The organism is Mesorhizobium sp. LNHC232B00, assembly GCF_000502435.1.
In the GTDB taxonomy this organism is placed as follows: domain Bacteria; phylum Pseudomonadota; class Alphaproteobacteria; order Rhizobiales; family Rhizobiaceae; genus Mesorhizobium; species Mesorhizobium opportunistum.
Genome location: NZ_AYWP01000004.1, coordinates 1 through 13,571 on the forward strand (window position 1 = coordinate 1; position 13,571 = coordinate 13,571).

Below are 13,571 nucleotides of genomic sequence, written 5' to 3' on the forward strand. Positions count from 1 at the left end.
ATCTGCTTGGTCCGGCTCGCCTGCTGCTGCTGGGCGTCGCGCTCGGCCTGCGAACCCTTGAGATGGCGGATCGAGGTGGTGGCCGCGGCGGCGATCGCCGGCGGCAGCGCCGTGGTGAAGATGAAGCCCGGTGCATAGGAGCGCACCGCGTCGATCACCGCACTGGTGCCGGTGATATAGCCGCCCAGCGTGCCGAACGCCTTGGCCAGCGTGCCTTCGATGATGTCGATGCGGTCGGCCAGGCCCTCGCGCTCGGTGATGCCGCCGCCGCGCGGCCCGTACATGCCCACCGCATGGACCTCGTCGATATAGGTCATGGCATTGTGGCGCTCGGCCAGTTCGACGATCTCTCTGATCGGCGCGATGTCGCCATCCATCGAATAGACGCTTTCGAAGACGATCAGCTTGGCGCGTTCGCGGCCCGCCGCCTGCAGCAGGCTTTCCAGNCGCCGGCGCCCGAGCCCATCTTGCCGGCCGCGTTCTGGAACGCGGCGATGACGTCGGGATGCTGGCCCATGCCGAGATAGTCGTTGGAGCACCAGACGGTGATTTCCTCGGCGCGACCGTTGGAACGCCATATGGCGCGCGGAAACCGGCCCGCGATGCGCTCGAGATCGGCGAAGACGCGATAACGCCGCTCGGCATGGAGCTGGTCGATCGCTTCTTCGAAGAACCGCTGGTAGTTCATGTCAAACCTTCCTGATTGAAAAAAGCCGAGTGGCCGTGAGAGCATGGAAGCTCTTGGCGTCACCTTTGCAGCGGCAAGACAGGCTCGCATTGAGCCAGGTCAATTTTTGCTAGCGCGCTCGACGGTTCGGCGAAATGACTTCCTTCCTCCAGTTCGAAGAACGGACTCCCAAGCGCAAAAGCATGTCTGAGCACTGCCACGTTGGCCGGGCCCAACCCACCATTACAAATAGCATTTGGCCGCCGCGAAAATGATTCAAATCAAAGCGCTGCAGGAGTCCTTCTTTCACAGTGGCGCGATGTGGAATCCGATCGCAAGCGCGCCATATGGCCGTAGCCTCGAACTGGCCGTCATCGATGATGATGGCTTGCACACGCTCGTATTCCCCTGTGAAAAAGGTAAGGAAGGCTGGAAGGACGCCGCCACCGGTGCTCGCGTTGGCATTCGGCCGACCCACTGGCGGCACTGGAAGCCAGAACACAAGCAGACAAATTCACTTCCTGCTTAATGCGTGGAGTCGGCGATCATCGCCATGCGCACGAGGTGCGACAGGCTGCCCGCGCCCATCTTGCTCATGACATTCGCGCGATGAAAAAAGCGCTGACCCTCAAGCTCAGGCAAGGCCTCCCGCACCGGTTTTCCGATGACCTGCCGCTGACCGATCAAGCGTTGATAGGCGGCGTTGGTCAATTGGAAAACATGGCCGGGCTCGCTCAGCAAGGTCATGAACCCGGGAGCTTGCTCAAACATCAGGGCAAGAAGCTCATGTTCCCGCGGCGCCGCGCTGTTCCTCGCGCTTACCATCGGAAAGCACTGCCGCCGCGGTTTCGCGGCCAGATGGGACTGGCGCCTTCTTGCTCACATGCAGCCCTTGGATTTGAGAACCGGCAACGCTGGCTGACGTAGCACTCATCCTTTCGCAGGCATACCGCTCTGGAACGAGTAGAATCGCCCCACCGCCGCGACAATCAAGACGCCGTCCTTTGACCCGCATCAAGGTGTCGGAGGCCGAAGCATGCAATTGGCAAGGCATTCCACCGTCTTCAGCGCGAGGAGTTTTCATGTCCTACAGGTCGATAATCGTCAATCTCGCAGTAGACGCGGATCCGGCGCCCATCGTGAAGCTCGCTGCGGGCCTTGCCGAGCGCTTTGACGCTCATCTGATTGGCCTGGCGGCTGCGGATGTCCCGCCACTGGTCCGAACCGGCGAGGGGTTGGTCTACGAAGGTGAGGTCATGCAGATCCAGCGGACGGAAATCGAAAAACGCCTCGCCGAACTGCGCGGCGAATTCGAGCGGCTGGTTCCGTCCGCCGTCAGCAGCGAATGGATGCAGCAGGTCTGCAGTCCGACCCGCCTGCTTAGCATTGCCGCCCGAGCGGTTGACCTGATCGTGACCGGCGGTGGTGAAGGCGGTAATGTCTTCCGCGCCGTCGATGTCGGTAGCCTGGCGCTTGGCAGCGGTCGACCCGTCTTTGTCGCGGCCGACAATGTCGAGCATGTCTTGGCAAAGACCGTCCTCGTCGCTTGGAGGGATGCCAGGGAGGCGCGCCGGGCGATCGCTGATGCCTTGCCCTTTCTGTCGAAGGCCAATGAGGTGGTCGTCGCCACGATAGAGGGCGATGCCGATGACAGTGTCCGCAACAGCCTGGCGGACGTGGCGGTCTATCTCGAGCACCACGGCATCATGGCGAGGACGGAAATACTCACCGGCGAGGCCAAAGCAGAACGGCTCGTGGCGTTCGCGCGCTCGATCCGCGCTGATCTGATCGTCTCTGGCACCTATGGTCACAGCCGATTGCAGGAATGGGCGTTCGGCGGCATCACCCGCACACTGCTTCGGGAGAGCGGCATCAATCGGCTCATGTCGTACTGAGGCCATAACCTGGCTGCTTACAACTATGGGGCACGAAGTCACAGTCCGGATCGAACCGATCCCTCAAGGGAGCCTTTGACCGTGATCACAATTGCTGGCTCGGAAATCGGAAGCGGGGGACCGGACGCCGACGAAGCAGTTTGTTGACCGAGATCAATGTCATGGTGCTGCCTGCAGGCAATGATTGGCATGTGCAGGAGCAAACCACATGACCTTTCTCGACTATCTGATTTCGGTTGACGCCAGGACGGCGTTGATGGGCCGCATGATGCGGGCACTGGGCGTCGACAGGCAATTGAAGGTCGTGCCGGATCACGCGGCTGTCACCGACCGGGCGGCAAACCGCTGCCGTGCCTGCGGTCATCAGGACGAATGCTCGACCTGGCTCGACGATCACCACCAAGCTGACGAGCCACCGGCCTATTGCCGCAACAGCGACCTGATCGCTCGGTTGCAACACGTGTCTGGCGACCGATAGTCTTTCAGCTCATCTGGACAGCAAAATGAAATGAACGCGGCCAGCGAAAGCCGCGAGCGATCACCGCCAGCGGCTTCAGGCACTCAGCCGGTCTGATCGCGCTGACCGCTGATCTTGTTGGCGAGCATCAGTGCTGCCGCATCGGCGACTGACGCAGACGGGTCAACCGCGATGACCGGCGTGGTCATTATCGCTTCGGCTTGCCTGGCTGCCTCCTCGGACGATTTCCCCACGCATATCGAAGTCTCGCTCGCGGCGCCCTTGATCTGAATCATTTTTAGAAATCGGCAACGTCGGCGGCAGGTTGCGAAAGCGCAACGACCGCAGGGTTGGTGGGATGTATGATGACACTCTCAACTGCGGAGGCGACCGTGAAGAAGTCCGGTTCTATCAGACCTGACATGGTCGTGGACGAGATCATGAGGAAATGGCCGGCAACGGTGCCGGTGGTGCTGAGCTACAGAATGCTTTGCGTCGGCTGTCCGATCGGCGCTTTCCATACCGTGGCCGAAGCATGCCGCGAGCATCAGGTCGACGAAACCCGATTCATTTCGGACCTGGAATCGGTCGTTCGAGGAGAACGGTGAGGATCATCCCTTTCCCCGGCTCTCGGCGAGAACCACGAGGCGATGCGCATCCTTGACCGTGACTTTCTGGCGTCCGCTGACGATTATTCCGACGTCTTCCCATTTGCTTAGCAGACGGCTTACCGTGTGCAGCGTCGTGCCTGTCATCTCGGCAATATCCTGCCTGGAAATTGGGAAGTCGATTTCGATGCCGCTGTCGGTCTTTCGGCCGGTCTGGTTTGCCAAACGCAGCAACGCATGCGCGACCCGCTGCTCGACCTGCTCCGTCGACATCTCGACCACCCGCGTCTGGGTCTCCTGCAGCCTGGTACCGACGGTCTTGTAGGTGGTTGCTCCAAACGCCGGAAATCGTCGCACCAACTCCGGCCAGAGTGCGTTGGGCCAGGCCAGCACCACGCAGTCGACCGCAGCGACGGCGCTGGCGGGATAGGTTGTCCGGCCCAGCGCGGCGGCGACGCCAAAGATCTCGCCTTCGCTGATGTATCTGGCGATGACCTGCTGTCCATCCGGCGTGGTGCGGACGACCCGTATGTGGCCCGAAATCAGCACGAAAAACGAATGAGCCTCGCTTTCCTGTTCGAAGATCGCGGACTCCTTGGCATAGCGTGACGATCGAGCGCTACGGAGGATTTCGTTTTGCTCTTCGGGAGCCATCCCCTGGAAGAGCGGCAGCTGCGATATCAGCGATCGGTCCAGCGCAGCCAAAACGAATTTCCTCACGACCCGAGACGCTGCGCCAATCGCGCGGCAAACCTTTCTTAGCGCGAGTTTGCGCCAGCGCAAATTGTTCGCAGCCGCATCGGGCTAAATGACGTGGAACGGCGCAATGCCGCGAACATGAGACAAAGGATAAATCGATGAAACTCTTCCTCGCTGCTGCAATCTCCCTCCTCGCGCTCGCCGGCGGCGCAAGCGCGGAAGAGCATGTCGTGCAGATGCTCAACAAGGGCGAAAAAGGCGCCATGGTTTTCCAGCCGGCCTTCGTCAAGGCCGCACCCGGCGATACCGTAAAGTTCGTGCCGACCGACAAGACCCATGACGCCGAGTCGATCAAGGGCATGATTCCGGATGGCGCCGAGCCGTTCAAGGGCAAGCCGAGTGAGGAGATCACCGTTACGCTGACCAAGGAAGGCGTCTACGGCGTCAAATGCGCGCCCCACTATGGCATGGGGATGGTCGCTCTGATCGTTGTCGGCAAGCCGGTAAACCTGGATGCGGCGAAAGCGGTCAAGCACGTAGGCAAGGCAAAGACGGTGTTCGCCGACCTGTTCACCCAGGTTGCGGCCAACTAGCCGCAATCAGACAGCCTGCTCGCCGCAAGTCGGAGTGGGCAAGGGCCGGACGGACCGAGGGCGGCGGTTCATCCGGCCCTTTTCATTTGAGGATACAACTCATTTGGGGACACAAGTCATGGCAATTGCACGTCTGCGGCGCTATTCCGGCCCCGCCTTTCTTTCCTACGGGTTCAGGCCCTTCTTCTTCCTTGGGTCATTGTATGCCGCGCTCTCGATTCTGCTCTGGCTGCCGATCTATGCGGGCGAGCTCGAGGCCCACAGTGTATTTGTTCCGATCGATTGGCATATCCACGAGATGCTGTTCGGCTATCTGCCGGCGATCGTTACCGGGTTCTTGCTGACCGCCATCCCCAATTGGACTGGTCGGCTGCCCGTACAAGGCCTGCCGCTGCTGGCGCTAGTTGTCCTGTGGCTTGCCGGGCGCGCCGCTGTCTTCTTCTCGGCTGACATCGGCTGGCAAGCAGCCGCGGTGATCGACGGCTCATTTCTGTTTGCGGTGGCTGCCGCCGCCGCCCGTGAAATCATCGCCGGGCGCAACTGGCGCAACCTCAAGGTGCTGCTGCCGCTTGTCGTGATGGCCTGCGCCAACGGTGCGTTCCACATCGAGGCCCATGTCCAGGGCAAGTCGGACATCAGCCGCAGGCTCGGAATGTCCGCGGCGATCCTGCTCATTTCGCTGATCGGCGGGCGCATCATTCCAAGCTTCACGCGCAATTGGCTCGTGCGCGAAAATCCTGGCAGGCTGCCGACGCCATTCGACCGTTTCGACATTGCATCTCTGACCATTTCAGCCATCGCTCTGGGCGCCTGGACGTTCGCCCCCGACAACGATATCTCCGGGCTGCTCCTGGGAGCCGCCGCCGCCAGCCAGGCATGGCGGTTGGCGCGGTGGGCTGGCGATCGCACCTTGCGAGATCCGCTCGTTCTCATTCTTCACCTCGCATACGCCTTCGTGCCGGTTGGACTTTGGCTGATTTCGGCGTCGATTTTCTTGCCTGCGATGGTGCCGGTTGCTGCCGGACTCCATGCTTTGGGCGCCGGCGCCGTCGGCTCGATGACGATCGCGGTGATGGCCCGCGCCACGCTTGGCCATACCGGTCGGCAACTACGGGCCGGACCGCAAGCGATTGTTGTCTTCGCAGCGATCCTCATCGCAGCCCTGTTGCGCATACTTGCTGTTTTTATACCCTATGAGGGGATCGTTCATGCCGCGGGCGCTGCATGGATTCTGGCGTATGCCGGCTTCCTCCTGACTTACGGCATGGCCTTGACGACGCAGAAGGCCAGGTAGCGATGCGACGGAAGAGACTGTGACGCCAGCCCCTGCCGCTACAGTCAAGGCGGCAGGGCGGCGGCTGCGCTTTCATGACACGCATGCCCGTCAGCTTACAAATGCGTAAGCTTCCGGCCACAATTCCAGGAGGATTCGCGCCCGATGCTCCTCGCCCGGCGGACCGCGGGCCCGTCTGGATGCGGATCGCCGCGCGTGGATCGCACGGCCTTTTCTATCTTGTCTTGCTCGCAACGCCGATTGTTGGGCTCCTCGCTTTCTATGTTGGCGATCCGTGGGGCGACATCCATTCGCTCAGCAAGCCGGTGTTTATCGTCCTGATTTCGGTTCATGCCTTGGCGGCACTGTTCCACCAATACTGGCTTCGCGATGGCACGCTGAAGCGGATGCTGTCGCCCGGCCGATAGGACGGGTCTGGAAATTTGTCGCCCATGTCAAAGCCGTGCCTGTTGGCATACTCTGACGGCGCCTGCCGTCAGATCATGCCCAAATGGGAGAGCAGATCGCTCGCCCAGCCAGGGCGATCCCGAACCAGCCTGAACCCCAGATTGTCGGGGGGCAGGGCAACAGCGCAGCCTCCGCTTTTTCCGTCGCTGACGAAGTTCGACATATAGGCTCTGTGAAGGCCTTCGAGGACGTGGACGCCGCAATTGTCGACCGAACTCGCAACACCGCTTCCGTCTTCGGCCAGCGTCGTGCGGACATAACAAGTCGAAGTCCACTCCCAGACGTTGCCGGAGAAGTCGGCCAGGCCGCGCGAATTCACACCAAAGGAGCCCCGGCTCCTTGGCAACGGGTCCGGCTTGCGATTGAGGTCAAGTTCTGCCTGGTAGCTGGTGAGCCAACGTCTGGCGGGGTTGTTGGCATCGTTTTCGACACCCTCGAATTCCCCAGCGAACCGCTCCGCCGCGGCAAAGGCCCACTCTTCGTCGGATGGCAGCCGCCACAGGCTGCCGGTCACATCAGAATACCACCGGGCGTAGGCAACGGCGTCGAGGTAGCTCACTCCTGTTGCAGGTGCATCGCGCGGGATTGAGCGGGTCTCCTCCGCCGGCCGACAGACGCCAGCCGACACACAATCCGCGTAGTCGGCAGCGCTGACCTGATTGGTCATGATCTCGAGCGGACCGTTGAGTTGCCGCTCGACTTTGGGATTTGCTTGCGGGCGTCCGCCCCTAAGGTACTCGCCCGGCATCGGATAGATGATCGAACCTGGAAGCAGGCTGACCGTCATGGCAGCGACATGGGACTGTCTATGGCCACTGGCTGCCTGTATCGATAGCCCAACCGGCACGGCTGCGGCCATCATGGCGATCGGCATGAGTTTCAGGATGAAAGCCGACATGTCTTTTGTCCATGCCCGGACAGCATTGCTGTCCGGGCAATTGAAAGTGCCGTTCAGTTGATGGCGATGGGTTTGGGCGCTTCGACCTGCGTCATCAGGTCGTCATTCCAATCGCCCTCGACCTTGAAGTGAGCGGTTGCTCCGAGTTCCACGGCCTCGATCAGATTGTGATTGACGTAGGCGTAGACGCCCGGCTGCAGGAATGTATAGAGCGCCGCCCCCGCAGAACCGCCGCGGATGAACCAAGTCTCCAGATCCTTGGCCGGTGGGTTTGCGAATTTGCCCAGCTCCCAGACATAATCGCCGTGGCCGCCGATCAAATGCGGCCGCGTATCGCGATTGGCCTGAGAATGGACGATGAGCACCGTTTCGCCGACCTTGGACTTCATGGCGTTGTCGCCGGTCAGGGATCCGACCTTGCCGTTGAACACCACATGGGTCGGAATAAGCCCACGCATCACCTTGACGGTGTCATCGTAGCCGTCGCCGGCGGATTCGTAGCTCTTGAAATTGCCCTTCTCGTCGCGCGGAATGTAGAAGTCACTCTCGCCGATGTAGAAGATCTTGTCGTACTTGACCGGTTCGCCCTTTTCGTTCCTCAGCCCGTCGCGCGGCAGCACCATGACGGCACCGTTCATGCCGGACACGACGTGCCAGGGGATCATCGCGCCGCCAGGGGCGCAGTGATAGACAAACGTTCCCGTCCGCGTCGCCTTGAAGCGCAGGGTCACCTGTTCGCCCGGATTGATCAAGGTCAGGCCGCCGCCACCCAGGCCGCCGGTCGCGGCGTGGAAGTCGATGTTGTGGGCGAGCGAGTTGGTGTCGGGATTGATGAGCGTCAGCTCGAGGTAGTCGTCCTGGTGCACGACCATCAGCGGGCCTGGGATCGAGCCGTTGTAGGTCATCGCGTTGAGCTTTGCGCCGTCGGCATCGATGACGATAGGTTTTTCCTCGATCGTCATGGTGAACTCGACGATCTTCGGCCCGCTCTTGGCGATCTGGTCATGCGGATGCACAAAAGGCGGTGCCACGAGCGTGATCTTTTCACGGGGCAGCCCGCGGATCTCCGCCTTTGTGACCGTTGCCGACAATGCCGGCAGTGCCGCAACGGCGGCAGCGCCGAGCGCTGCTCCGAAGAGGGCTTCGCGTCGCGTGATCATGTCAATCTCCTGTGTCTCGACCGTTGCGGATGAGAAGAAAGCTACAGGACCTGACGCAGGGTTTCTTTGCGCTGGCGCAAATTGATGGGCGTTAGTCGGAGAAACAACAGCCTGGAATACAACGATCTCGCGCGCCACGATTGAGGTGAAGAGGTTGGTGTCTCGGTCTTCTTCCAAAGGAGAGCTGTCGCCAACGATTATCTTTAGATCAGTGGACGCTTTTTCTCTTCTGGATCGATGAGAATTCGCTCAGCTGCACCGTCGAGATCTTCATACTGGCCACTTTTCAACGCCCACAGGAAGCCGCCCAAGCCAAGCGCGCCAAGAAAGAGAGCGACGGGTATGAGATAGGTGAGGGTGGTCATGACGACCGGGCCAGTTCGTTGAAGTCGGACAGCCTGTCACGGCGAACATTTTTGGCCTGTGAAATGGGCTCGGCGGTTCGCAGTCGCAGCGCATTTCCGATGACCAGCAGTGATGAAGCGGACATGGCAATTGCGGCTATCAAGGGCGTGACGTGCCCAAGTATGGCGATCGGTACTGCCACCGCATTGTAGACGATTGCGATTGCGATGTTCTGCCGGATCAGGCTTCCTGCCTTGCGCGAGACGTCCAGCGCGAGCGGCACCGCCACGAGGCTTTCGCGCAGGAAGACGAAATCCGCGGCGTTGCGGCCAACATCGGCGGCGGTGGCCGGTGCGATCGAGACATGCGCTGCGCTCAGCGCCGGCGTATCATTGAGGCCGTCGCCAACCATCAGAACCCTGTGCCCCACTTTGGCGAGGGTTTCGATGCGCTCGAGCTTGCCGGATGGCAGCAGGCACGGAACGAAGTGTTCGATTCCGAGTGACTTCGCAACCTCGGCACAGGCTGCCGCGGTATCGCCCGACAGCATCTCCACGGGAACCCCGGCGTCGCTCAATTGATCGATGGCCGCTCTGGCGTCGGCGCGCAATGCATCCTCGAAAACGAAGCATGCGGCGATCATCCCGTTTCTCGTCAGCACCGTTCCGCCGTAGCCGTGTTTGCCTTCACCGCCGGTTCGAGCCTTCCAGCCAGCCCATCCGCGTCGGCCCAGTCGCCAGGTACTTCCCGCGCGCCAGGTGCTTCCCGCGTCAGTGGCCTCGATTCCAAATCCCGGATGCTCGGTGACGGCATCGAATTTGAGCTGCCCGCCAGGAATGGCAAAGCCGGCTATGGCCTTTGAAAACGGATGACGCGAGTGCGCCGCCAGGTCGGCTGCGACTGTCAGCATGGCCGGATCGATCGACGGCGCGTTGACGAGCCGGGGCTGGCCAAGCGTCAGCGTTCCGGTCTTGTCGAACACCGCAATGTCCACGCTTGCCAGGCGTTCCATGGCGGAGCCGTCCTTGACCATGATGCCGTTCTCGAACAGGCGCCGTGCGGCGACCACCTGCACGATCGGCACCGCGAGGCCAAGCGCGCACGGGCATGTGATGATGAGGACGGCGATGGCGATCGTCATCGCCCGATGCCAGTCGCCGGTCGCCGCTATCCAGCCCAGGAATGTCACAAACGCCGTGAGATGGACCACCGGGGCATAAAGCGCTGAAACGCGGTCGGCTATACGGCGATATTGCGCGCGGCCGCCCTCGGCGGCCTCCATCAACCGGACCATTTCCGCCAGGAATGAATCCTTTGCGGCGGCTGTCGCCTCAATCGTCAGCGGGCCGGTAAGATTGAGCACGCCGGCCTGTACCGCTTCGCCCGGCGCCACGTTTTTCGGCGTGCTTTCGCCTGAGGCCAGCGAGCAGTCGAGATCCGACGTTCCCTGGATGATCTTGCCGTCGACGGGGATCCTCTCACCGGCCGCGATCAACATCCGCATGCCTGGTTCGATCTCGCGGACCGGCAGATAGTCGCGCGCGCCATCGCCGCGCAGCACCATGGCGCCACGCGCGGCCAGCTGAGACAGGCCTTTCACGGCAGTCCGGGCACGCTCCCGCATCACATGATCCAGCGTACGTCCGATCAAAAGGAAGAACAGCAGCGATACCGACGCGTCGAAATAAGCGTGGTCGCCATGATTGATCGTCTCATAGAGGCTCATGGCGTAGGCGAGCGAAACACCGACCGCGATGGGCACGTCCATATTCATGCGGCCATGACGCAAGGCGTTCCAGGCCGACCGGAAGAAGATGCCGCCGGCGAAGGCGAGGGCAGGAATGGCGATCAGTGCCGAGACCCAGTGAAACAGGTCGCGGGTAGCACCTTCGGCGCCGGACCAGACAGAGACCGAAAGCAGCATGATGTTGCCCGCCGCAAAGCCGGCAACAGCGACGGCGCGGATCAGTTCGGCAAGCGTCTTGTCCTTGTCGTCGATCTCGGGTGCGAACAGATGCGCCTCGTAGCCCAGCCTGCCAAGCGCGGCGACGAACGGTGGCACCTCGTCTCCACGCCACCGGACCGCGACCCGTTTCGTCGACAGGTTGACGCGCGCGCTTTCGACGTGATCGAGCCTTCCAAGTGCCGCTTCGATCGTCTGGATGCAGGCGGCGCAATGAACCGTCGGCACTGAAAGGTCGGTCTGCCGAAGATCGTCGCCAAGCGATCGGCTCGCCAACCTGATTTCCTGGCTGGATGGCAGGACCGATGTGGCGCCGTTCAGATCCAGCGCCATTTCAGCGCCCGGTGCACAACAGCTCACTGCAGCGCTCCATGAGAAATCATGATCCTGCGGACGTCGCGATAGGGTCGCGCCAGGCCGGCATCGGCGTCGACTTCGACGATCCAGACGCCGTCCTTCGGCATATGCTGCGCTGCGAATTCCTTGCCTGAGGCGAGGGCGAGCGTGACGGATTCGTCCTCTTTCTCGTAGGCGGGATGACGAAACAGCACCTTGACACCGTGCAGAGGAACCGGCTTGCCGGCTGCGTCGGAGAGGCTGTAGCGGACTTCGCCCCATGCGATGGTCAGCTTGCCGGTCCAACCGAGCGCCGCTTGGGCGCGGCCGGCCTCGGCCTCCTTGTTGAATTGCTGGCTGGCCACATAGGTGTTCTCAACGACGAGGCCGGTCCAACTCGTATTGGCGAGCGTAGCCATGGTCAGGTTGACCGCGATGACCACCCCGAAAAAGGTGAGAATGATGGCCAGCATGTGCCTGCCTGTGAATTCGCGAGGCTTTTGGGCATTGGCGGTCATTTGGCGGCCTCTGGCGCGTTGAATGTGGCGGTGTACTCGTTCGACTCGAAGCTAGCTCTATCCTCGACACGGAACTTGAAGGTCTGTGCCGGTGCGTGGATCTGGTCCGCCGGCCGGCGAACGAAGACCTTCAACGTTTTCAGGCGGTCGGGCTCGACCGGGATGGCGAAAGACCGGCCGGCCGGGATGTCGTCGCCGACGACGACCATATCGGCACCCTCCAGGCCCTGCATGGTGACGACGATCGTCCTTGGCTCAGGGATCATGTTGAGCAGCTTGACGGTATAGCCGTTGCGGATGGAGCCATCGGATAGCGTGACGAATTGCGGATTGCGGTCATGCAGCACGTTCAGCTCGAGCCGATCGCGCGTCAGCANCGCGTCAGCAGCGAATAGAGCAGGCCCAGCCCGATCAGCGACCACAGGCCCATGTAGACGTAGGTGCGCGGCCGGAAGATCTTGCGAACGTGAAAATGCGCCACCTGATCGGAGAAGGTGCCGACGGCAGTCCTGACCAGCGACGGATTGATTGAACTGGAGCCGCCTGCGGTCGCCAGCATCATGTTGGCGTTGTAATCGGAGAGCGTCGCGTAGGAGATCAGCCCGCGCTCTTTGCCGAGCTTGTCCATGACGCCGTCGCAGGCGTCGATACACAGCGCGCAGGTAATGCATTCGAGTTGTTGGCCATCGCGAATGTCGATCCCCATTGGGCAGACCGCAACGCAGGCATTGCAGTCGACGCAGTCGCCGACGGACTGCCCTATCGCTTGCACCTTCTTGGCGTGACGCGAGCGCGGTTCGCCGCGCCAGTCATTGTAGGTGACGGTGAGCGAGTTCTCGTCGAGCATGGCTGCCTGGATGCGCGGCCATGGGCACATATAGGTGCAGACCTGTTCGCGCATCAGGCCGCCGAACGTGTAGGTGGTCGCCGTCAACACGGCGATGGTGATGTAGGCGACAGGCGCGGCGGTACCGGTGAAAAGCTCGCCCATAAGTGTCGGTGCATCAGCGAAATAGAAAATCCAGGCGCCGCCGGTCGCCGCGCCGATGACCAACCAGACGGCGTGCTTCGATAGGCGCAGCATCAGCTTGCGGGCGGTCCAGGGGCCGGCGTCAAGTTTCATGCGGGCGTTGCGGTCCCCCTCGACCCCACGTTCGACGACAAGGAACAGATCGACCCATACGGTCTGCGGACATGCATAGCCGCACCAGGCACGGCCGACAGTCGAGGTGATCAGGAAAAGTCCAACGCCGGCCATGACCAGGAGGCCGGCCACATAGAAGAATTCCTGGGGCCATATCTCGATGAAGAAGAAGTAGAAGCGCCGATTGGCAACATCGAGCAGCACGGCCTGGTCCGGGGCAAATGGACCGCGATCCCAACGCAGCCACGGCGTCAGGTAGTAGATGCCAAGCGTGATCGCCATCACCAGCCATTTGAAGCGGCGAAAGTTGCCCGAGGCGCGCTTTGGGAAGATTTTCTTGCGCGCAGCGTAGAGGGGCTGACGTGTCTTGGCGGAATTGACCGCCTCGGCTTCCAGCCGTTCTACCTGCGTCTTGTCCAGCACGACTATCTCCACTTGCGCGCGGACTGTGATTTTGAGCGCGCTGGGCAACATTGCCGCCGCATGGATCGACCCGCGTTGATGCAGGTCAATCGGCGAATGCCGAAAAGATCGAGGCCCGGACTGG

Annotated in this window: 14 protein-coding genes and 3 pseudogenes; 7 read left to right on the top strand and 10 right to left on the bottom strand. The window is 61.6% G+C overall.

What is annotated here, in order from left to right; genetic code table 11:
* Positions 1-688: pseudogene (locus X743_RS01000000168735) on the bottom strand (aminotransferase class I/II-fold pyridoxal phosphate-dependent enzyme); the annotation flags it as partial.
* Positions 689-923: 235 nt separating this feature from the next.
* On the opposite strand from X743_RS01000000168735, the gene X743_RS161310 reads away from it, so the two are divergent.
* Positions 924-1,196, top strand: a complete 273-nt coding sequence (locus X743_RS161310) for a hypothetical protein (protein WP_318013424.1) — start codon at positions 924-926, stop codon at positions 1,194-1,196.
* 83 nt (positions 1,197-1,279) lie between these two features.
* Here the strand turns inward: X743_RS161310 and X743_RS161305 are convergent.
* A pseudogene (locus tag X743_RS161305) lies at positions 1,280-1,601 on the bottom strand (PAS domain-containing sensor histidine kinase); the annotation flags it as partial.
* Positions 1,602-1,749: 148 nt separating this feature from the next.
* Here X743_RS161305 and X743_RS161300 point away from each other — a divergent pair.
* Both X743_RS161300 and X743_RS161295 read left to right on the top strand, forming a co-directional pair.
* A complete protein-coding gene (locus tag X743_RS161300; protein ID WP_023764638.1) occupies positions 1,750-2,562 on the top strand; it encodes a universal stress protein in 813 nt (270 codons plus the stop codon).
* A 208-nt stretch (positions 2,563-2,770) separates the two neighbouring features.
* Positions 2,771-3,040 carry a DUF6455 family protein gene (locus X743_RS161295; protein ID WP_023764639.1) on the top strand — a complete coding sequence of 90 codons (270 nt, stop codon included), beginning with the start codon at positions 2,771-2,773 and terminating at the stop codon, positions 3,038-3,040.
* Between the two features lie 83 nt (positions 3,041-3,123).
* Here X743_RS161295 and X743_RS1000000171960 read toward each other — a convergent pair whose 3' ends face one another.
* The gene (locus X743_RS1000000171960) at positions 3,124-3,228 is read right to left on the bottom strand and encodes a CBS domain-containing protein (protein ID WP_348625895.1); all 105 of its coding nucleotides are present in this window, start codon (positions 3,226-3,228) and stop codon (positions 3,124-3,126) included.
* A 183-nt stretch (positions 3,229-3,411) separates the two neighbouring features.
* Between X743_RS1000000171960 and X743_RS161285 the strand changes: the two genes are divergently transcribed.
* Positions 3,412-3,627: a DUF1858 domain-containing protein gene (locus tag X743_RS161285; RefSeq protein ID WP_023764641.1), complete on the top strand. Its 216-nt coding sequence runs from the start codon at positions 3,412-3,414 to the stop codon at positions 3,625-3,627.
* A gap of 3 nt (positions 3,628-3,630) precedes the next feature.
* Here X743_RS161285 and X743_RS161280 read toward each other — a convergent pair whose 3' ends face one another.
* Positions 3,631-4,332, bottom strand: coding sequence for a Crp/Fnr family transcriptional regulator (locus tag X743_RS161280; protein WP_023764642.1), 702 nt, complete (start codon positions 4,330-4,332; stop codon positions 3,631-3,633).
* Between the two features lie 152 nt (positions 4,333-4,484).
* Between X743_RS161280 and X743_RS161275 the strand changes: the two genes are divergently transcribed.
* The 3 genes from X743_RS161275 (at position 4,485) to X743_RS23805 (ending at position 6,620) form a co-directional block, all read left to right on the top strand.
* Positions 4,485-4,919, top strand: coding sequence for a pseudoazurin (locus X743_RS161275; protein ID WP_013897078.1), 435 nt, complete (start codon positions 4,485-4,487; stop codon positions 4,917-4,919).
* Between the two features lie 118 nt (positions 4,920-5,037).
* Positions 5,038-6,213, top strand: coding sequence for an NnrS family protein (locus tag X743_RS161270; protein ID WP_023764643.1), 1,176 nt, complete (start codon positions 5,038-5,040; stop codon positions 6,211-6,213).
* Between the two features lie 101 nt (positions 6,214-6,314).
* Positions 6,315-6,620: a cytochrome b/b6 domain-containing protein gene (locus X743_RS23805; protein WP_280801281.1), complete on the top strand. Its 306-nt coding sequence runs from the start codon at positions 6,315-6,317 to the stop codon at positions 6,618-6,620.
* 68 nt (positions 6,621-6,688) lie between these two features.
* On the opposite strand, the gene X743_RS161265 is transcribed toward X743_RS23805, so the two are convergent.
* The 6 genes and pseudogenes from X743_RS161265 to ccoG form a co-directional block, all read right to left on the bottom strand.
* Positions 6,689-7,558 (bottom strand): SUMF1/EgtB/PvdO family nonheme iron enzyme, encoded by an 870-nt coding sequence (locus tag X743_RS161265; RefSeq protein WP_023764645.1) that lies wholly within the window; start codon positions 7,556-7,558, stop codon positions 6,689-6,691.
* A gap of 53 nt (positions 7,559-7,611) precedes the next feature.
* A complete protein-coding gene (gene nirK / locus X743_RS161260; protein ID WP_023764646.1) occupies positions 7,612-8,718 on the bottom strand; it encodes a copper-containing nitrite reductase in 1,107 nt (368 codons plus the stop codon).
* Between the two features lie 203 nt (positions 8,719-8,921).
* On the bottom strand, positions 8,922-9,083 hold the full coding sequence (gene ccoS / locus X743_RS161255; RefSeq protein ID WP_013897073.1) for a cbb3-type cytochrome oxidase assembly protein CcoS: 162 nt from the start codon (positions 9,081-9,083) through the stop codon (positions 8,922-8,924).
* On the bottom strand, positions 9,080-11,386 hold the full coding sequence (locus X743_RS161250; protein ID WP_023764647.1) for a cation-translocating P-type ATPase: 2,307 nt from the start codon (positions 11,384-11,386) through the stop codon (positions 9,080-9,082). The genes ccoS and X743_RS161250 overlap by 4 nt, the downstream gene beginning before the upstream one ends.
* Positions 11,383-11,880, bottom strand: coding sequence for a FixH family protein (locus X743_RS161245; RefSeq protein ID WP_023764648.1), 498 nt, complete (start codon positions 11,878-11,880; stop codon positions 11,383-11,385). Before X743_RS161245 ends, X743_RS161250 begins: the two co-directional genes overlap by 4 nt.
* Positions 11,877-13,447 (bottom strand): annotated as a pseudogene (gene ccoG / locus X743_RS01000000168740) (cytochrome c oxidase accessory protein CcoG). Before ccoG ends, X743_RS161245 begins: the two are co-directional and overlap by 4 nt.
* Positions 13,448-13,571: the final 124 nt, after the last annotated feature.

Bases quoted from the DNA above. Each gene is read 5' to 3' on its own strand.
- X743_RS161300 (WP_023764638.1), top strand. From the start codon at position 1,750: ATGTCCTACAGGTCGATAATCGTCAATCTCGCAGTAGACGCGGATCCG.
- X743_RS161295 (WP_023764639.1), top strand. From the start codon at position 2,771: ATGACCTTTCTCGACTATCTGATTTCGGTTGACGCCAGGACGGCGTTG.
- X743_RS1000000171960 (WP_348625895.1), bottom strand. From the start codon at position 3,228: ATGACCACGCCGGTCATCGCGGTTGACCCGTCTGCGTCAGTCGCCGAT.
- X743_RS161275 (WP_013897078.1), top strand. From the start codon at position 4,485: ATGAAACTCTTCCTCGCTGCTGCAATCTCCCTCCTCGCGCTCGCCGGC.
- X743_RS161270 (WP_023764643.1), top strand. From the start codon at position 5,038: ATGGCAATTGCACGTCTGCGGCGCTATTCCGGCCCCGCCTTTCTTTCC.
- X743_RS23805 (WP_280801281.1), top strand. From the start codon at position 6,315: ATGCGTAAGCTTCCGGCCACAATTCCAGGAGGATTCGCGCCCGATGCT.
- X743_RS161265 (WP_023764645.1), bottom strand. From the start codon at position 7,558: ATGTCGGCTTTCATCCTGAAACTCATGCCGATCGCCATGATGGCCGCA.
- nirK (WP_023764646.1), bottom strand. From the start codon at position 8,718: ATGATCACGCGACGCGAAGCCCTCTTCGGAGCAGCGCTCGGCGCTGCC.
- ccoS (WP_013897073.1), bottom strand. From the start codon at position 9,083: ATGACCACCCTCACCTATCTCATACCCGTCGCTCTCTTTCTTGGCGCG.
- X743_RS161245 (WP_023764648.1), bottom strand. From the start codon at position 11,880: ATGACCGCCAATGCCCAAAAGCCTCGCGAATTCACAGGCAGGCACATG.